We start from the raw sequence: 19,334 nt of genomic DNA, 5'->3' as shown, positions 1-19,334 counted from the left end.
TGATTTATTCAACAAAGCCAACCTGACGACAAAAATGGCTCACTGAAGCCGAGGGCCTTTTCAGGTTCACTAGGCGCGGAACTCATCGAGGCGCGGGCATCTCGCCCACAGAGACGCAGGATAGATTGAAGCAAGCCCACCATTAGTCAAAAATCAGTGTTGCAAAAATGGGGGTGACTATAGATTTCTGACACGCCATGCGGATGTCGAACTGGTGGAAACGGGCGATGCGCAACACCCCGGTTTGCAAAAGTTACCGGCGGCAGAGGATGGCGATGGGTTCTTTTATGCTAAGTTGGTTAAGAGTATTGGCTGATAGCAACGGCAACGGGCACAGATCATGAAAATCATCATTCTTGGTGCAGGTCAGGTGGGTGGTACGCTGGCAGAAACGCTCTCCGGAGAAAACAACGACATCACTGTCGTTGATACTGACACCGCGCGACTGCGGCAGTTGCAGGATAAATTCGATTTGCGCGTCGTTGCTGGCTACGCCTCCCACCCGCGCGTACTGCGTGAAGCTGGCGCAGAAGATGCAGACATGCTGGTTGCCGTCACGAACTCGGATGAAACCAATATGGTGGCCTGCCAAGTCGCCTACTCGCTGTTTAATACGCCAAATCGCATCGCACGTATTCGCTCCGCAGAATACGTGCGCGCCGGTGAGCAACTGTTTCAGGCAGAAGCGGTGCCTATCGACCATTTGATCTCACCAGAACAGCTGGTCATCGACAATATCTACAAGCTGATCGAGTATCCCGGCGCGCTACAGGTAGTGAACTTCGCCGAAGGGAAAGTGAGTATCGCCGCAGTGAACGCTTACTATGGTGGTCCGCTGATCGGTAATGCGCTCTCCGCGCTGCGTGAGCATATGCCGCACATCGAAACCCGCGTAGCCGCGATCTTTCGCCACGACAGGCCGATCCGTCCGCAGGGTTCAACCATTATCGAAGCGGGCGATGAAGTGTTCTTTGTTGCCGCTTCCCAGCACATTCGCGCCGTAATGAGCGAACTCCAGCGCTTGGAAAAGCCCTACAAGCGCATCATGATTGTCGGCGGTGGTAACGTCGGCGCGGGGTTGGCGCATAAGCTGGAAAAAGACTACAGCGTTAAACTGATCGAAAAGAACGAAGAGCGTGCGATCGCTCTGGCTGAACTGCTGCAAGACACTATTGTGTTTCACTGCGACGCTTCCGATCAGGAGTTGCTGGCACAGGAGCATGTCGAACAAATCGATGTGTTTATTGCCATTACCAACGACGATGAAGCGAACATCATGTCCGCCATGCTGGCCAAACGCATGGGGGCAAAAAAAGCCATGGTACTGATCCAACGACGCGCCTATGTCGATCTGGTCCAAGGCAGCGTTATCGATGTTGCCATTTCGCCACAGCAAGCAACGATTTCCGCACTGCTCGGCCATGTGCGTAAAGCGGATATTGTCAGCGTCTCATCATTACGACGCGGCGTGGCAGAAGCCATTGAGGCCATTGCTCACGGGGATGAAGGCACGTCAAAAGTGGTTGGCCGAATGATTGAAGATATCAAATTGCCGCCAGGCACTTTGATCGGTGCGATTGTGCGCGGTGATGATGTCATTATCGCCCACGACAATATGAAGATAGAGCAAGGGGATCATGTGATCATGTTCCTGACGGACAAAAAGTTTGTCCCTGAAGTGGAACGCCTGTTCCAACCCAGCCCGTTCTTCTTGTAACAACGCTAAGCCTGCCGCCTCAGGCGGCACTTTCCTTTCAGTTTCACTGATTATCACCGCTGGTGTCAGCGCCAGTGATATAAGACAGTAATTCACCATTTGGATTGTCCGCGCCACCCAACATGTTGTTTCCTTGAGGTTCTCACACCAGAAAGGACATCAGCATGCTGAGCAGAGAGGACTTTTACATGATAAAGCAAATGCGCCAGCAGGGTGCGTATATTGTCGATATTGCCACTCAGGTTGGTTGCTCTGAGCGGACTGTCAGACGCTACCTGAAATACCCGGAACCTCCGGCCAGAAAAACACGCCACAAAATGGCCAAACTCAGGCCGTTCATGGACTATATCGACATGCGTCTGGCAGAGAACGTCTGGAACGGCGAGGTCATCCTCGCGGAAATTAAAGCGATGGGTTATACCGGTGGACGCTCCATGTTGCGTTACTACATCCAGCCCAAACGTAAGATGCGGCTATCGAAGAAAACGGTTCGCTTCGAAACTCAGCCCGGTTAGCAGCTTCAGCATGACTGGGGGGAAGTTGAGGCTGAGCTTGCCGGGCAACGATGCAGGGTTAACTTCGCGGTTAACACGCTGGGGTTCTCACGTCGCTTCCATGTCTTCGCGGCACCAAAACAGGATGCTGAACATATAGCCAAGCGACTTAATTTTGATTACATTATTTAAATGAGCTATTCAATTGATTTTAGACGTAAAGTGATATCTACACGGGAAGAAGAAGGGTTGAGTATCCGAGAAACAGCGAAGCAATTTCGGATTGGCCCTGCCTCTGTATCGCGTTGGATTAATCAAATAGCGTCAAAAGCATCGACCACGCGTCAGCGAAAGAGCGATAAATCCGAGTGGATAAAAGATGTTGAACCATATCCAGATGCTTACCAAAAAGAACGTGCAGAGCGTTTTGGCGTTTGTCAGAAGGCCATTTGGCAAGCTCTTAAAAAGCTGGGATTGACCTATAAAAAAAACTCTACCCCATCCGAAAGCCGACGAAAGCGCCCGGCAAGCATTTCAACAAAAAAACAACAGTATAAAAAAGAAGGTAAACCTATTGTTTTTATTGATGAAAGTGGTTTTCCACACGATACCCCACGGACTCACGGCTATTCCCCAAAAGGTCAACGGTGTTTTGGCCTGAAGAACGGGGGAGCCAAGGGAAGAACAAATGTTATCGGCGCTTTATTAGGCACCACGCTGTTTGCTATCGGATTATTTGATATCAATATTAACAGCGATGTTTTCTATTCCTGGGTCACACAAGTCCTTATCCCAGTACTCCCTAAAAACAGGGTAATCGTGATGGACAATGCAACTTTTCACAAAAAACATAATATTCAACAAGTCATCATCGATGCAGGGTATATGGTGGAGTATTTGCCTACATATTCGCCAGATCTTAACCCCATTGAGCATAAATGGGCACAAGCAAAAAGCAAAAAAAAGAGAGAGTGGTTGCGATACAGAGATTTTGTTCTCAGTCCATATGGTGTAATCAAAATTAAGTCGCTTGGCTATAACAACCCTTCAGACGAGAATGACGGCAGCAGAGGGCAACATCACAACTCTGCAAACCAGCGTAGCAGCTATCCAGACTGATTATGCATCCAGGTCTGCCACCGCGCCCCAATCTCTAGCCAGCCCGCTAAACGTGTCTGCATCCTACTCTGTCAACGACACCAAAGTATTAGGCCCGTAGCAAACCGGATGGACGGCAGCAGCCGGCACAGCATTTCTCGGCGCATTCAACGCTGACCAGTCATATGCAGCAGGTGCAACCTGTTCGCAGGCAGATATTCAGGCGCTGGCTGCTGGCCTCGTTGAAGCTCGTCAGCGCACAAAGGCGCTTGAAGATGCTTTACGCGCGCACGGCCTGATTAACTGAGGTTTCCCCATGATTAGCTTCACTCCCACCCGTAACATTGATGTTATCGAGACGGTGGCTAATGAGCCTGATATTCAGGCCGGAACAGCCAACGGAAACCATTTTTCATACAACCCTAACGAGCTTTATTTCGAAGTCGGCGTGTATCACAACTTCGCCGGGATCGTTCGGGCTATCGAGGTTCAGCCTGAATCGTACGAGTGTCACGCCATGTTTTTAGAGCATATGCGCGGGTTCAGTAAAGATATCGGACTGGCCTTCTGGCAATACTTTTTCACCTACTACGATGCCGAGTGCGTCCTGTCTATGGCCTCTGACAAGTTCAGAAAAGGCAAGTTTTACTGTGCGTCAATCGGGTTAAAGCGCCGGGGAGTAATCCCCAAATTCCTTGACGGCACAACTGACGTAACGATCTATTCAGCAACACGCGAGGAGCTAGGCTATGGGCGGCGGTAAAGGCGGAAGTAAAAATAATGGTGCGGCGGCACAAGCTGACGCCACGAACAGAGCCACAGAATTACAAAGAGAGCAATGGCAGACGGTGATGAATAATCTTTCGCCTTTTACGCCATTAGCACAGCAGTACGTCACTCAGTTGCAGGATTACTCATCCCTTGACGGTCAGAACAAAGCGCTGAATGAGTATTACAACTCCGCACAATATCAGGGCTTGGCAGACCAGGCGCGTAACCAGATTTTACGCTCGGCACAAGCTACAGGCGGACTAGGCTCTACTGCAACGGGAAACCAGTTGTCGTCCATCGCTCCCACGCTAGGACAGAACTGGCTATCCGGCCAGATGAATAATGCGAACAATTTGGCAAACATCGGATTGGGAGCATTGCAAGGGCAAGCCAACGCAGGTCAAACCTACACCAACAACACTGGGCAGTTATTGCAGCAGAACGCGGCGCTCGCAGCGGCTAACGCTAATAGGCCATCGGCGCTACAGCAGGGAATTTCTGGCGGATTTGGTGGTGCTCTTGCTGGCGGCGGCATTGTTAGTGCTCTGGGCATGTCTACGCCGTGGGGGGCTGGTATCGGTGCAGGCATCGGAATTCTAGGCTCGCTATTTTAAGGTGTGAACATGGCTACTTGGCAGCAGAATATTAACTCTGGCGGCTTTCCTGGTGGCGTTGGTCAGGTAAACACCAATGCACCACAAGCCAGTGATGTTAACGCAACGCCAGGACTGATTCGACAGAACAACGACTTTGCCCGCGCTGGCGGTAACAATATCGGCTTGCAGGCATTACAGGGGCTGCAAGGGCTGTCTGATGCTTACAAGCAAGACCAGCTACAGAAAACGCAAGCTGCATTCAATCAGGCCTATGCCAACGCATGGAAATCTGGTGACACGTCAGCATTGCGCGATTTCGCTGTGCAGAACCCGGCATTCATAGGTCAGGCTCAGCAGGCTGTTTCCGGCCTTGATGCTGGTCAGCGTTCCGATATGACCAATCAGGCTGCAAAGTTGCGGCTAGCACTGTCTCAGGGTCCGGATGCATATGCTCAGTATCTGCAAAAAAACTCAGGTGAGTTGTCTCGTGTTGGCGCTAACCCGGGCATTCTGGCGCAAATGGGGATACAAGACCCACAGGGTGCCGCGCAACTGTTTGACATTCTTGGTATGGCCGGGAGCGGTGATAAATATTTCGATATCTTGGATAAACAGCAAGGCAGGGCGCTTGAACAGTCTCAGCAGCAGGTAACGATGCGCGGGCAGGATATAACCGCTCGTGGTCAGGAACTAGATAACGCCAGAGGATGGGCTGCAATAAATAATTCAGCTTTTGATCGTGCTCAACGAGTGCAATGCCATTCGGATGATATGGGTTTGAAATTGATGGAGCTTGGGCAGAAAGGTAAGCCGACTGCTGACCTTATCAAGGGTCTGAACTCCGATATAACAGGCTTTGGTAAAAACTACAATGCTGTTAAATCGGCGGCGAATTCTCTGCAAGCGTTGAGCAAGGTGAATACGGGTGCCGCGCAGCTTGGAATTATCTTCAACTACATGAAATCGCTTGATCCGCAATCCGTGGTTAGGGAAGGGGAGCAAGTGCAGGTCATGCGCTCCGATGGTGTTTGGGGACAGATGAAAGGCTATGTCGATCAGCTTAATGCGGGTAATGGCCTGTCCCAAGACGCACGAAACAACATTGTTCAAGCTGCAAAAATAAACGCTAACTCGATGGGTGAGCAATTCAATCAGCAGGTTGATGAGTATTTAGGCACATACGGGGACACAATTCCTTAAGGTCTGAAAAACAGCCTTAGCAACCGTAAAGCAAAACTATTTGAGAATGTTCCAGGGGGGCAAGGGGCGGCTGGTGGCGGTACTACTGGAAATCCATCGACCGGATCAATAGGGGAGGGGGCTACAGCAACCAATCCTGGCACTGGGCAGAAGATTATATTCAGGGGTGGGCAATGGCAACCAATGTAGGATTACCTGAAGGGTTCGAGCTAGATTCTCCACCTGGTAATGCAGGGCTGCCTCAAGGATTCGTGTTGGATTCATCTCCTGGCCAAGCTCAGGCACCAAGATCGCCAACGCTGGCGGATAACGTTGAGCAAGCCGCACGGGGATTAGTGAATATACCATTCGACATTCTGCAGGGTGGCGCCAACCTGATTAATGCCGGGACTAGCGCGGTCGGTATTGGTGATGTTCTTGGTCCGGTTTATCGTCCGGTAAACCGTCCGACAAACCAGTGGGCGCAAGCAGGTGAAGCTATCGGGACGTATCTTGTACCCGGAGCTGGTGCTGTGAAAGGTGCGATGATTGGTTCTGTAGCTAACGCTGGTAATCAGCCTGGAGACTTTGCCGAGAACGCCACAAAGGAAATGGCAATAAACACTGCATTGATGGGCGCTCCTGCATTATATCGTGGCGCTCGTCAACTAATCAGGGGCGGTGAGCCAGCATCAGAGAGAGTGGCGCAGCAAGCTATGCAACAAATAGCACCTGGTGCTGATAATCAAGCCGAGGAAACGCTGCGTCGAGTCGCTGCAAGAGATAATCCTGATTTGGCATCATCGCTTCAGGGTCTTGATGTTCGTCCTCAGCAGGATGTTGCAGAGGCAGCGGGACGTCTTGGTGTTAACTCTATTCTTCCATCTCATTTATCTGGAAATGCACAGTATCAGGCAGTAGAGCAGACGATAAAGTCTCGCGCAGGTTCAGCGTTGCGCGTGCAGGAGGATCAAGCAATAACTGAGCTTGCTTCTGGTGCAGGAAAGATAATTGATGACGTGGCTGGCGCTCCTGATGCGCTGGCGATGAGCGATCGCTTCATCGGTCAGGTTAATGGCAGGATGTCGGCGTTAGAACGGCGTAGCGATTCTTTGTATGCTCGCGTTGATAAGGCGATGGCACCCGGAACTGGAATTGAAGCCCCGAACACCGGATCAATGCTGGAAAGAGAGGCCGACAGCTTAGGTGGGTGGGAAAATTTAGACCCCATAGAACAGAAAATTTTTAAAGCGGTTAACCCAAGTAGAGAGGGAGTACTAACCTATGCAAACCTTAACAAGCAGCGGAGGCTAGTCGGAGATGCTTTGCACAAAAACAGGGGTCCATACAAGGATGCTGACTCGGCGGCTCTTTCTCGACTCTATGGCTCACTAGCAGAAGATCAGAAGGCGGCTTTATCCGGTACTCCCCAACTTCGTGATTTCGAAGTGGCGCAGCGACTTGTCCAGATGCGAAAAACCATGGAAGAGCAGATGGTTAACCTGCGTGGCAGGACGCTTAACGGGGATGTGACCGCTACCGCAACAACAGCGCTACAGTCAATGGCGAAAGGTAATGGCAAGACATTCCGTGACTTGGTAGATAACACCCCATCCCGACAATTAAGAACGGATTGGTAGGCACTGCGCTGCGTGACATGCTTTCTTCTGGAAAGCGAGGTGCTGACTTTAACCCAGCAGGGTTTGCTGACTGGTGGCAAAACATGCAGGCAAGCGGTCAAATTAGGCTGCTATCTCAACATCTGCCTAAAGAGACGATGGCAGGATTACGAGAGGCTTACACGGTAGCCAGAGCGATAAAGAATGCAAAGTCATATGAAATTACAACCGGGCGGCTAAATGAGTTTACGTCACGGTTTAACAGGGTTACTGCGCCTTATGAGATGGCAGCGAGCCACGCCCAAAGGATCGGGACTATGCTCGGCGCATACGGTGGCCCATTGGGTGCCATTGCTGGGGCTGAGATAGGGCAGCGCTTGGCGCAGAAAGCTAGGCTTGCAGGTGGAGCCGGATCGATGGAGGCGGCTGATAAGCTAATAGCATCACCTGAATTTCAGCGTGCGGTTAACTCGCTGCCGTCCACTGCGCCGGGTCATGTAATGGATAGCCGCGTTAGACGATCACCGCAATGGAGAGCATTTTTCGACTCTCTGCCTGAGATAGACAAAAAGACTATCGCAAGGCTAGGTGTGGTCGGCTGGTTGAATTATCAGCGACAGGGTGAAGAAAAACAGTAACCAACAGCCATGGAAGGCTTTAGCTTTTTGATCTCGATATATATTCATTTACTCTCTCGAAGCACCAATGAAATGCAAGAAGGAAAGCGCCTACCGCATAAAAGCATAAAAGCATAAAAGCATAAAAGCATAAAAGCATAAAAGCATAAAAGCATAAAAGCATAAAAGCATAAAAGCATAAAAGCATAAAAGCATAAAAGCATAAAAGCATAAAAGCATAAAAGCATAAAAGCATAAAACAATGATCCCTCTTTTTTTGATGGATAAAAAAATCTATCAAATATAGCCAACCGACTTAAAAATGATTACAGCCAATGCCCTGATATGTGGCAAAAAATACAGCTAATTGTTATCAAAATAATGTCGCTTGGCTATATAGCCCCCTCGGCGCTAGTTACTCTGACATCCAGAGCGGCGATCGAATTGGTGTTGGCTGTTATTCGAATCTCATGTCCATCAACATCAATGCGCAATTGCGCAATCCGGCCCTCGTGGTCGGCAAGTGTCACGTTCTGAGCATCATTCACAACCTGAGCGTTATATGCGCCATCGGCGGCCTGATTTGCCTTACCTGCAACCTGAGTGAAGTCCATCGCCTGGCTAAGCACGTATTGCTGATATGCCGGGGAGAACCCGACCGGAAGAGATACAGCCTTGATACTGACAGCACGAACTTTCACAGGCGTGTTTAGTGAGTCATCAGCCATCACTCAACCCTCACTTGTAGCCCTGATAGGGTTACCGGGCTTTTAGTAATAATTCTGAACTTGAAGCCGATGTTTTTGCGCACACGCCCAATCCGACGCCATAGCGCCCTCTGGTCATAGCGGAACGGTGCATTCCACGGCACCATTTGTTCCCTGCCGTAGTTGATGCCATCAGTGGTGGTAGAGATAAACAGCCGTTCAGCGAATTGAGCAACGCCCGTCGATACTTCAAGCTCGAGGTCGAACAGTCTCGCGTTGTCCGCCTTGATGAGCGGGGAATAGAGCAAGTGCTCCTGTTGTTTGTCATATTGGGCAGACGATGCAAAATTAAGCTGTCCGGTCACAGATTCCAGCTTGTCACCGCATGTGATAGCGCCGCCTTCGTAGAAGAAATCAATCCCACGGTACACGTCATCAAACAGGCCCGTTTTCAGGATGGCCTACTGTGGACCGCTCTCGCTCACCGACGAATCAAACACCAGCACATGACGTGGCAGGTGGATAATCAGCAGTTCGTGAGAGTCGAAACGCAATGACTCCATGACGCCAGTTGATAGCTCAGCGTTAGTGTATTCGCGTAGCGTTTTCTCAGTCGTTGCTGATGCGATGGGTTTGGCCTGACCAGAGTCAATCAGGTAGACAGACGGTGCGCCTGTTGCCGGGTTGCTGATAATGGCGAATGCGTCCATAAACGGGCACTTGCAAAACGTCCCAGCTATCCCTTTTGTGACCATGTACGCCGGGTTAGCGATGTATACCGCCTGACCCGCACCAGAGTTACCCGTCAGAGAAAAATACTCAGTCGTGGTTGTGCCGAAGCACACAACCATATCACGCCATGAACCAACACCAATAATGCCGTCTGGTTGTGACTCCGCACGGTATTCAGCACGGTATTTATCGGGAAAAGCCTCATCATCCAAATCAGAGATGAAAAACGAATCAGTCCCATCTTTCGACCACACGTAGTTACCGCGTGACCAGCAGATATCACGCGATGAGCCCAGCTGATACTGCGTGGTGCCACTCGATACAGGCCAGTTAGCAACAGTTTTCACCGTGCCATCGTAGCCATATTGCACAACCTGACCGCCGACGATCACCGCCTGAGAGTTGCGGCTATGCGCCATCGGCACACGACCAGAGCCAGACAACGAACCAACCACCGACGCGCCACGATACAGACTACCTCCACAAACGCGATATACGGCATTCTGAGCAGTGTTGAACATTGCGCCACGCGATATACCTGCAACATCCGATCGCTTGTCTATGCCGGGGAATGAGCGCAAATATCCGCTGCTGTTCAGCACTTGCCTGGGTGTCGCCAACATATTGACCGGAAGCAGATCAACATAGTCAGCGTCCCGGAAGTTTTTTCCAACGCCCTTAATCAGGGGAAGTTGTTGTATCGGCATCTGGCTTCTCTCCGGGGAAGTAATGCCAGCCGTTCAGCGTGGCAGGACTGTTGCCGCTGCCAATCGGCATCCGGCTGGGGTAAGGCGCTCGCCTGGAGCGCTCAATCGCGGTCTGCTTATAGAGCAATTCTTTGCCGTATTTCGCGGTGGCGATGATTTTCGCGGTAGCTTCGAGTGAGTAGTCAGGAGCAATTCGGCAAGCCAGGTTGTGGTATACGGCACTGACAGCGCCAGAGCGTAATCCGTGGTCGTCACCTTCCGCTGGCAGGTTATTCATGTCGGCAAACTCATAGCCGGTGATAATTCCCTTACCGTCCTGATACCACTCAGCCATCATTGTTTCGAGGTCGTCTACCGCATCCTGCATTGACTGCGGTTCGACATCGATCAGGGTGGCATTGGAGGCAATAGCCAGCCTACGCAACGCAGCCCTAACCAAATCACCTTTAGTTGCTATCAGCATCACTCACCGCCTTGGGCTTTGTCCCCGGCTTCTTGCGTTGAACAGGCTCAGGAGAATCAAACAGCTTACCCGGATGGTCTAGCCAGCCATCAGCCAGATATTCTTCCAGGTCAGCCTCATCAATGACGATAACGTGAGCCGTAGTGTTCCAGACTTTCGTTTTTCCGCCCGGCTTATAAATCATCTGTGACATGCGCACCTCAAAATAAAGGGGACGAAGCCCCTGTTTGTTATGCCTGATTAGCCAACCCAACACCGATTGCCTCGGGGCGAACCGCACATGCCGAGTACCACAACGCGATGCGGCATTTACCGGACAGGGTGCTGATATCACCCTGATAGGCTACAACGCCGTTCAGCCCCACATTCGGGATTGAGAAGCTCTGGGTTTTCATGCCAGAGAACAATTCGTGATTGATGGGGATCGGCTGTGATACAAGGCGGATAGAGTCATCAGCCCAGAACACGTTGGATTGCGCAGTGGTGGTGTTCAGAATGTTCACCGCCATAGTGTCGGCCAATGAGGTGTTTACGTTGGCGTATGCGCGTTCTTCCGGCAGCAATGCTGTGTCATCCAGAGCAATAGGCTTTGGTGTGATGGTGACTTGAGCGCCGTTAACAGCTACAACAGAAAAGGTTGCATCCTGTGTCAGCAGGTTTTTAGCCATCTGAGAAAGGTACTTGACGCCAGCAAACGAAATTTTGTCGCCGCGTTTCAGTCCCGTTCCAGAACTTAACGCCACTGTTGCCGTGCGGTTGTCCACGTTTTCACGGTTACCGTCAGCGTCAGCAACCCATGCTTGCGGCTTGAATTTCTGTGCGCCGGATACCGTGATACCCGTTGCCGTAGAGGCTAACAGCGTTGGCATTTTGGGTGAACGAAGCACCTCATTAAACCCGGCGACCTGTTTCTGAATCGTGCCAGATTTATATGCCTCCTCTGGAATGCGGCCGTAGAAGTCTTTACCCACCAATTCCTGACCCGCACCGCGATAATCGGTAGGGTTGAAGAAGAATGACAGGCCAGCACTGCGATTCAATTCGCGAGAGAAGACAAGCGCCTCTGCCTCGGAAATGAAATCCCATCCTGTTTTAGCGGAACCAATCGGAGACGTGCTAGCAACTAACAGAGAGCCCATTTCAACCGCCTGTTTTGCGATAGCGTTCTCAACGTTATTAGCCAGTTTCTGACCAGATGCAGCAGCACGGCGGCGTATTGACCGTTCATCACGCAAATCATCAGCACGCAGAGTAAAAAAGTCGTTATCCGGCACGCCCATGTTGCACTTGACTAACAACTCCAACATACCTGTAGCCTGACCAGTCAAATCCCACCCCTGTTGAGTCGGCGCTTCCTGTTCCAGAGGCATCCATACGGTGTTTTGCGAACGTTGCATATCGCCAGCGGGTGGAGTGTATTTACCGACGCGCTGAGCCATCGGTGTGATATTTTCCACGGTTTCGATGATTTCATCGACCATGTAGGTAATTACCTGACCTTCGTTCAAAGCCATTATCGTGATCCTTTATTAAGTTTTGCCTTGAGTGCGCGATAGGCTTCCGTGTCACCTTTGCTTGCTGCCGCTTCCATCTGTCTGCGAATGGCGTCGGTGTTAGCCGCCATCACATCACCTGCAATGGATTGGTCAGCCGGGGGCGCGGAGGAAACCTGAGTCCCGCGAGGCTTGAGAGTTAATTGCTCAGATAGTCGAGTGAGTTCGATGAGTGCGCGTTGACCGTCAAGCGCCAGGATTCGGCGTAATTTCTCTGGGTTTGCGCCCAGGTGATACATGATGGCCGCCGACTTTTCAGGAAAGAGATCCATAATGGTAGTGTCCACGCCTGCCGGGACTAACTGCCGGAACGCATCTTCTTTCTCCTGATAGTCGGGAAGATTGAGTTTCTCTGCCGAATCGTAGTGCTTACGCGCCGCTTCAACGTATTGCGCTGATTGCTGGGTGAATGCTTGAGTTTTTCGCCCTTGCTCCGCTACTGCGTTGCTACGAGCGTCCATCGCCTTGATTTGCCAGTCAGACTGAGCGGCCTGGAATGCCGCCAGCGCTCGACCCTGATCAAAGCCGTACTTCTCCATTGCAGCATCAGACAGATAATCATTAATGTCTGGCTGAGGCGGTAACTCAGGATTAACCCGCAAATTCTCCGGCACCTCGCCACGTTGAACCGCCTGCATCTGCTGTTCAATCTCACGCTGCCGCTTACGCTCAAGGCGTTTAGCTGCAAACCTGGCATTGGTTTCCGGGTCTTGTTTCGGTTTTGTCTCATCGTCTTTCAGGACAATCTCAAAGCCTGCATCCTGCGACTGTGCGTCGTTGGCATTTGGCGCTGTATCGACTGCGGTTGCCGCCGCATTATCGACGTGCAGGGGTTGGCCTTCAGTTTCCTGAATTTCGGTGGTATCGGTCATGATTAACTCTCTCTTATTGAGGTGATTTCTCGGCTACGCTGCCGGAAGGTGTATTTTGTCTCTGCGATTGCAGGTGATTGGCCACGTCCAGCCTCTGCTTGTGCTGCTGGTCTGTGCCTTTAAGAAGCAATTCAGCGTTGGCGCGAGCGTCATCGCTGTTCTGTTGTTGGAATTTACCCATGAGAGACAGGAACTCACGGAATGCGGCTTGCTTATCCAGGTCCATGTTGTTGAAGATTTCAGCAACCCTGGCGGCGTTAAGCTGGTTCTGGCCTTCGACCTTCGCTGCATCAACCTGGATTTGCATCTGTTGGTTCTGCGCTTTGAGCAATTCAGCCTGACCTTGCAGGTATACGCCCTGAGCCTGCATTTGTTCAGCTGATGGCTCTTGCGGTTGTTGTTGCGCTTCCTTGACCATCTGTTGCTCTTCTGGTGTCTCTGGCTGTTTCAGGCCCATCATTACCAACTGTTTGTTTGCATACTCGCGCATTATCTCGACGCCTTTCCCGTCAAGTAGCGTGAAATATTGCAGCAGCAACATCTGGAACTCTGGTGTGCCTTGCGGCACAGAAGAAAGTAACGCCTGAATCTCCTTCCGGTTCTGCTCCTTCATTGACTGGAAGGAGGGGCCAACATCCGTGTACGTCTCGTAACGTCCGCGAACATCATTGAGTGTGATGACCTGACCAGATTGATAGTCAACAACCTGAGACATCAGTTGAACGTCTTTCTCGCTGCCATCCTCCAGCGTCATTGATACTGATCGCGGTACGTCATAGATATCGTTGACGATGGATGAATATATCTCCCCGTCTCGCCGCATCGCTGTAGCCAAATTGTCGAGAAAAACATACGTTTCAAGATCGGCGCGCTGGTTTAGCTGATTGACCGTATCGAATGCCACTTGTCCATTAGCCGCTTGCTCATCCACACCGAGGCTAGCGACCTCTTTCACTGAATTAGTCGCAGCTTCCAGCATGTAGGCGTTGGCCTGCGGAACCTCTGGGTTTTCCATGTATGCGATGGGCTGTACGGGTAACTCACCGTTACTCTCGTCAGTGCGGTTCATCAGATAGTACGGGTAGTCATCATTACCGCCGTACATGTATTCGTAGCCTGCGATTTGCTCCGGCCAGAATATCGGTTTCTTTTTCGGTGTCCGGGCTACGATATCGGCGTTAAACGACATAATCATGTTGCGCAGGCGCTGACCATCCTTTGTCAGTCTGACAACTCCCTCGTAAACTTCTTTATCGCCGACGAATCCCCACTCACCGAATACCGGAACAATCGGGATATGTTCACCCGCTTTTAGTTCCCGGTCTTTCAGTATTTCCGTAAGCGTCAGAAGGGTTTTGTACACACGGCGACGCTTGACGTTACGCTCACCGATTTTAACCATGCCGCGCTCGGACAGTTCGTCGATAACATCCTTGATATCGCGCTTGAAATAGCTTACTGGTTCGCCTGTCAGTGGGTCTTGATAGATGAATACTGTTTCCTTCTTTTCCTCTACCTCGTAGTGTTCACCGACATAGAAGACCGATTTAGTTATCCATGGAAACAGGTAATGGCTATCCGGCGACTGGAATGTCGGCATGTTCTCAGCATCCAGCCCGTGCTCTTCTGCAAACGCTTTCCACCCATCCTGACTCATCGCACAAATTACCGTGCAATGTTTGGCGTCAGATTTGTCCATTTGTTTGCTGTTGCAGTCCCAAACCACATGAGAGCACGCCTCATGAATGGGAACGCGGCGGATAATCTGATTATTGCTCGTCGGGTCCTGGTCTTCGTGCTCTGTGACGATACGCCACGCCCCTACGCCCGCCTCAATTTGCTCACGCACGGCAATGTTGACGCTGATTTTCGCGGTGTTATGCCGCATATCGGTGCGATACATCCCCATCAGAATGTCGGCGGCGTCAGAGCTAGCATTGTCTTTCGGCTTGAACAGCACATCAATTGGGTTCTGTCGCATTTCTGCAACGAGTTTACGCACAACGGGGCGAACAACATCAAATTGCCCGCGATATTGCAATGTCGTGTATTGACTTAGCCAGTCATCCCACTGCGACACTCGACTAAAGAACAGATCGTTTGTCGCCTCGTTTCTGGCCTCTTTGCTGTAACACCAGTCCCTGTCAAATTGACAGAGAATGTCATTCAGCCGGGTATTGTTATCGGCCATTACCTACTCCGTGGGATTGGTTTGATTGGTGCGGGGATTTTCTTCTCTTTCGGCTGCTTGATGTCGCGCATCAGCCTGGCAAAGCGACGCATCATGTAGCCGTAGCGAACGGCAGACAGAACGTCATCGTTAATCTTGACTATCTTTCCATTTTCATCGCGGTGATAGAGGCGGAACTCTTCAAAGAATGGCTCGCAGGTATTGAACACTTTGAACCTACCATCGAGCATCATGTCACGCAGTTCAGTGATTCCTGGCTCAACGGCGTTACCACCATCGGGCCACGTTGCATGCTCAGGCAGCATCATGAAACCGGCATCAGCATATTGAGCTTTAAGTTGCTCACCGCCGCCCTTCTCATGCTGATTGCCATCGTGAGGCCACGCCGTGGGAATTTTACTTGCCCATGATTTGACAGCGCCCCATGCCTGAACCGCTGTTTTCTCTTTGTCTTTCCACACGCGAGCGACATATATTGTGTCCGCGTCCTTGTCCCACCAGAGTTGAATCTGTGCTTGCGGGTGATCCCATCCGAAATCCATCGCGTCGATAACATAGAAATGATCAGGGCATCCAAACGGCTGGCACTTAATCGTCTCTTCCGGTATCTGGAAGATGCGACCGCTACCCATCGTCGGGATGCCACGCGCACGAGCTTCACGCTCATGCTCTGGATAGCCAGCAATGATTTGCTCTCGCAGCTCATCAGAATAATGTTCAGCGTCATAAATGGTCATGTTGACCACCTTCTGCGCCTTGCTGGGATTTTTGAGGAACTTGATTACAACGTCAGACATACCCATCAAGGGGGTGAATGTCAGGATTGAGAATTGCCCGTGCTTGTTAGTTCGCGTGAGACCTTCGCCATAAATGCCATACGGCGGCTCTTCGTCGAACCACACCCCATGGATGGTGTCACCTTGCCAACGGGTGCGACCTTGTGAGTACGGCTTGAAGTAGCAGATAGACATGCCATCTTCAACACCATCGGCAGTGTGGTGCCTGACAAGCAGGTGATCGACAAGGTTCGGGAAGAAGGGTGACTTCTTCCAACCAATGATGTCCTCTTTCGGGATTGATCCGTAGCCGGGTTCATCATTCTCTTCGATACGACCACACAGAATGCGCTGTGTGGTCTTCGTTACTGTCTCGTTAGTCTCACCACCGACCCAGAACATAACCGGCTCATAGAAGCGCTTACCTTTCCAGTCCTCGCCGTATTTACCGTCATCTGGATATCCTTTAGTGCCGGGATAGCGCCCGGTGAGATGAAAGGCCACCTCAGCACCACCGGTATAAGATTTACCCAACTGGTTGCCAGCCATAAAGCATCGCTCGGGGTAATCATGCCCTGCGTCGATAAATTCTCTTTGCCTGCTGTATGGAGTGAACCCGTAAAGCAGGTGGGTTTTGCGGTAGTTCTCTTCTTCTTCCAGTAATTCGAGCAATTCTATCTGCTCGTCTTCTGTTAGCTCATCGATATCAATCGTCGCTGCGTTTGCCACGTAAAAGCTCCTGAATTCGGGAAAGCCGCTTGCCGCGATCTCCCTTATCAGGTGTCACGTCTTCAACCTGCGACTGTTCTTTGAGGCCCAGGTCTCGGGCAATGATGTTTGCGTTGAGCAGGTCAGCAGCAGCGCCAGAGAATTTCTGGTCGTAGATGACTTTCTCCGCTCGCGTAGTGAGCACCATAAAATCTTCACGAGCGCGATATAGTTGCCACGTGCTTTCGGCAATATCCAGGAACAGGCATAGACCCGTTAATGTCATTGCTCGCATCTTTGCAATGGGTTCCTGCGTCACTTCCCCTTGATACGGGAAGGCCTTCATTTCCCACAATGGGTGCTCTTCTACCCACTCGAAGTATTCACAGCAGGCTGACCATAGCGCCTCGGGCGAATCGAACTTGGGGTTGCGCCCATGACTGCTACGAGCCTCCCAGAATCGGTTACCCTTTGGCGCTGCCATAATCATTTCCTCATCCAAATAGTGTCAGCGCTTCTTTTGCCTCGCGGATAGCTTTTTCAGTGCGAGCAAGCGGGGTTTGTTCGGCGGCTGCGAGTGTGTACTGGTCTTTGAACAGCTCGTAATTCAGCTTAACGCCAGCAACAAATTCAATGGCCTTTTCTGCCGCTGCTGTGTCAGATTGAACCAATCGCAGCAGTTCAAGATTCATTTGCTGAACGTCTGTTAATTCGGTGATTGCGGTCATTTAGAATAATCCTCTGAAAATGGTTATCTATCCCATGAGCCATACTGCGTTCATACTGAAATATCGAGCACTGTCGGGAGAATGCTCTGGATTTCGTCATTTGGTATCTTTCTTCAGGCGACACCCTGCATTATTGCCACCATGTCGGGCTCCATCTGGTCAATCAGATTCTGCCTTGCGTCCGAAAGCATGCCCTTGCGCCCGCCGACGCCCCACTTATTCATGGTTCGAGCACAAGCGCTTACTTCCCGCTTCTCAGTTGCTATAAGTACATCAAGGCGGTTGAGCATGGTCATGTTGCTAATGCCGCTCAGCATGGCCTCTCTGAAAGTTGCGTAAACATTGATCTCGAACTCCGGCTTAATCCATGCCGCATAGCGTATAGCCAGCAACTCGACACCCCAGATGCCTGGGCTATTCCCGCCGCGCACGATGCCAAGAGGTTGATTTTGTTCCAAAGCTCTTTTTTGCGCTTTGGCCTTAAGCGCCTTTATGAACCTTTTTACCTGAGCACTACGAATGAAAAGGCTCGGGCGCTGAGACTCATTAGCCTCACCGTTAAGAACGGCGGCGGCATGAAGATCGTTCAGGTTGTAGCGCCCTTCGCCATCAACACGAACAGACACGCCATTTACTATTACCGTTGGATATTGCATCGTATTTACCTTCTGTGGTGCGAGCCTGTTCGCGTAGACATGGGCAGCCGAGAGCGGAACGAGGTGATCCACCGCCCTGCCTCAGACTCACACTACGGAAAGCTCTCTAGTGAAGTGCACGCGAATGCACGGTTTGATTTACTACAGGCGAAAAAAAGCCCCGCGAGATACGAGGCTTATCGATTTTTGGTTTTCGGCTGGTATTTCATCGCCCATGCCTTTGCCATGCGAAAGCAATCGTCAAACATCTTCCCCTTCCCTGATGCTGAGCTTGAACAGCGGTAGTGATCTACCGCTTTGTTTGCGCATGTCTGAGCCACGGAAATATCAAACCCATCACTGATGAGTTTTGACTTCACGTTAGCGTGGATGAAATTGACGGGGGTCATGCTGGCTCTCCATCGGGGAAATCACCTAAATCACACAGCCTGAACTGGATAAGGTCTTTAACCAACTGCTCGGCTTTCTTTATGGCTTTCTTCTCTTTTTTCCGCCGGGTCATCAGGGTGCTACCCGTCTGTCCGTGCTCTTCGAAAGAGAATTTCTCAGCTGCAGCCACGCGGTTTGTCATCTGCTGAATGGTCATTTCGGTTAGCCCGGAGAAGTCGAGCAGGTTGATATCCTTGCTTCCTTCAAGTTCAGTCATGTGATCGAACACTTGAGCCTGTAGCTCGTAGCTGTAGCTCATTGCCATCAGACAGGCTTCGCGCTTGGGGAAGTTGTAAATTTTTCGAATGGACTGGGCACCGTTTCCGCTGGTGAAAATATCATCGGCAAAAAATTTTGCCGACGTTGCACCTAACACTTTCGGCACTTTAGCCAGGAAGCTCTTGTGCTGAAGGTTGCGATACTTCTTGCAAGGAAAAGTCAAGCCTTCCTGCTCGGCTTTTTGCTTCCGCTCTGCATTAATGTAATCGACCATTTCCAGACTGCTCATGGTCGGGGCTTCATGGCTGGATAAAACAACTAATGATGTAGTCATAGCGTTTACCTTTTCTATGAAATGAACCTTTGCCGAAATAGAACGTCAGCCCACCGAAGGCTCGCCAGCACAAACTGACGCCCTCAAAGGCTCATTCCATAGGTTCAGGTTCGGTGTTTTTAGATGCGCTTTCGGTGCGCGGGGATATTGCAAGACACAAAAAAAGCC

Annotated in this window: 16 protein-coding genes and 4 pseudogenes; 7 read left to right on the top strand and 13 right to left on the bottom strand. The window is 50.9% G+C overall.

The features are described 5' to 3' along the window. The first annotated feature begins 340 nt into the window (after positions 1–340). The 7 genes and pseudogenes from trkA to ACD630_RS22460 all read left to right on the top strand — a co-directional run bounded on the left by trkA (position 341) and on the right by ACD630_RS22460 (position 8,112). A complete protein-coding gene (gene trkA, locus ACD630_RS22490; protein ID WP_430360696.1) occupies positions 341–1,717 on the top strand; it encodes a Trk system potassium transporter TrkA in 1,377 nt (458 codons plus the stop codon). A 164-nt stretch (positions 1,718–1,881) separates the two neighbouring features. Continuing rightward, positions 1,882–2,382 (top strand): annotated as a pseudogene (locus ACD630_RS22485) (IS21 family transposase); the annotation flags it as partial. A gap of 21 nt (positions 2,383–2,403) precedes the next feature. Next, positions 2,404–3,330 (top strand): IS630 family transposase, encoded by a 927-nt coding sequence (locus ACD630_RS22480; RefSeq protein WP_430360695.1) that lies wholly within the window; start codon positions 2,404–2,406, stop codon positions 3,328–3,330. A gap of 295 nt (positions 3,331–3,625) precedes the next feature. Continuing rightward, positions 3,626–4,072: a DUF2824 family protein gene (locus ACD630_RS22475; RefSeq protein ID WP_430358771.1), complete on the top strand. Its 447-nt coding sequence runs from the start codon at positions 3,626–3,628 to the stop codon at positions 4,070–4,072. Next, positions 4,059–4,694 (top strand): DNA transfer protein, encoded by a 636-nt coding sequence (locus ACD630_RS22470; protein ID WP_430360694.1) that lies wholly within the window; start codon positions 4,059–4,061, stop codon positions 4,692–4,694. Before ACD630_RS22475 ends, ACD630_RS22470 begins: the two co-directional genes overlap by 14 nt. Before the next feature lie 9 nt (positions 4,695–4,703). Further along, on the top strand, positions 4,704–5,876 hold the full coding sequence (locus ACD630_RS22465) for a phage DNA ejection protein (RefSeq protein WP_430360693.1): 1,173 nt from the start codon (positions 4,704–4,706) through the stop codon (positions 5,874–5,876). 524 nt (positions 5,877–6,400) lie between these two features. Further along, positions 6,401–8,112, top strand: a pseudogene (locus tag ACD630_RS22460) (hypothetical protein). 374 nt (positions 8,113–8,486) lie between these two features. Here ACD630_RS22460 and ACD630_RS22455 read toward each other — a convergent pair. From ACD630_RS22455 to ACD630_RS22395, 13 genes and pseudogenes are all read right to left on the bottom strand, one after another. Further along, positions 8,487–8,819, bottom strand: a pseudogene (locus ACD630_RS22455) (phage tail protein); the annotation flags it as partial. Continuing rightward, a pseudogene (locus ACD630_RS22450) lies at positions 8,819–10,237 on the bottom strand (packaged DNA stabilization protein). The pseudogenes ACD630_RS22450 and ACD630_RS22455, both read right to left, overlap by 1 nt. Then, positions 10,209–10,700 carry a packaged DNA stabilization gp4 family protein gene (locus tag ACD630_RS22445; protein WP_430358774.1) on the bottom strand — a complete coding sequence of 164 codons (492 nt, stop codon included), beginning with the start codon at positions 10,698–10,700 and terminating at the stop codon, positions 10,209–10,211. The pseudogene ACD630_RS22450 and the gene ACD630_RS22445 overlap by 29 nt, the downstream one beginning before the upstream one ends. Next, positions 10,684–10,884, bottom strand: a complete 201-nt coding sequence (locus ACD630_RS22440; RefSeq protein ID WP_430358775.1) for a hypothetical protein — start codon at positions 10,882–10,884, stop codon at positions 10,684–10,686. The genes ACD630_RS22445 and ACD630_RS22440 overlap by 17 nt, the downstream gene beginning before the upstream one ends. Positions 10,885–10,930: 46 nt before the next feature. After that, on the bottom strand, positions 10,931–12,214 hold the full coding sequence (locus tag ACD630_RS22435; RefSeq protein ID WP_430358776.1) for a P22 phage major capsid protein family protein: 1,284 nt from the start codon (positions 12,212–12,214) through the stop codon (positions 10,931–10,933). Beyond that, a complete protein-coding gene (locus tag ACD630_RS22430) occupies positions 12,214–13,125 on the bottom strand; it encodes a scaffolding protein (RefSeq protein ID WP_430358777.1) in 912 nt (303 codons plus the stop codon). The genes ACD630_RS22435 and ACD630_RS22430 overlap by 1 nt, the downstream gene beginning before the upstream one ends. 13 nt (positions 13,126–13,138) lie before the next feature. Continuing rightward, the gene (locus tag ACD630_RS22425) at positions 13,139–15,316 is read right to left on the bottom strand and encodes a portal protein (RefSeq protein ID WP_430358778.1); all 2,178 of its coding nucleotides are present in this window, start codon (positions 15,314–15,316) and stop codon (positions 13,139–13,141) included. After that, positions 15,316–16,821, bottom strand: a complete 1,506-nt coding sequence (locus ACD630_RS22420; RefSeq protein ID WP_430358779.1) for a terminase large subunit domain-containing protein — start codon at positions 16,819–16,821, stop codon at positions 15,316–15,318. The genes ACD630_RS22425 and ACD630_RS22420 overlap by 1 nt, the downstream gene beginning before the upstream one ends. After that, positions 16,799–17,284, bottom strand: a complete 486-nt coding sequence (locus ACD630_RS22415) for a DNA-packaging protein (RefSeq protein WP_430358780.1) — start codon at positions 17,282–17,284, stop codon at positions 16,799–16,801. Before ACD630_RS22415 ends, ACD630_RS22420 begins: the two co-directional genes overlap by 23 nt. A 10-nt stretch (positions 17,285–17,294) precedes the next feature. Then, the gene (locus tag ACD630_RS22410; protein WP_291972560.1) at positions 17,295–17,528 is read right to left on the bottom strand and encodes a DUF2560 family protein; all 234 of its coding nucleotides are present in this window, start codon (positions 17,526–17,528) and stop codon (positions 17,295–17,297) included. Positions 17,529–17,641: 113 nt separating this feature from the next. Beyond that, positions 17,642–18,184, bottom strand: a complete 543-nt coding sequence (locus tag ACD630_RS22405) for a KilA-N domain-containing protein (RefSeq protein ID WP_430360692.1) — start codon at positions 18,182–18,184, stop codon at positions 17,642–17,644. A gap of 176 nt (positions 18,185–18,360) precedes the next feature. Further along, the gene (locus ACD630_RS22400; protein WP_430360691.1) at positions 18,361–18,573 is read right to left on the bottom strand and encodes a hypothetical protein; all 213 of its coding nucleotides are present in this window, start codon (positions 18,571–18,573) and stop codon (positions 18,361–18,363) included. Beyond that, positions 18,570–19,166: a Rha family transcriptional regulator gene (locus ACD630_RS22395; protein ID WP_430360690.1), complete on the bottom strand. Its 597-nt coding sequence runs from the start codon at positions 19,164–19,166 to the stop codon at positions 18,570–18,572. The genes ACD630_RS22400 and ACD630_RS22395 overlap by 4 nt, the downstream gene beginning before the upstream one ends. Positions 19,167–19,334: the final 168 nt, after the last annotated feature.

Origin of the sequence: Symbiopectobacterium sp. RP (genome assembly GCF_050472005.1) — a bacterium.
Lineage (GTDB): Bacteria > Pseudomonadota > Gammaproteobacteria > Enterobacterales > Enterobacteriaceae > Symbiopectobacterium.
Note: the sequence above shows the minus strand (reverse complement) of the source record. Positions and strands in the feature narration are given on the sequence as shown.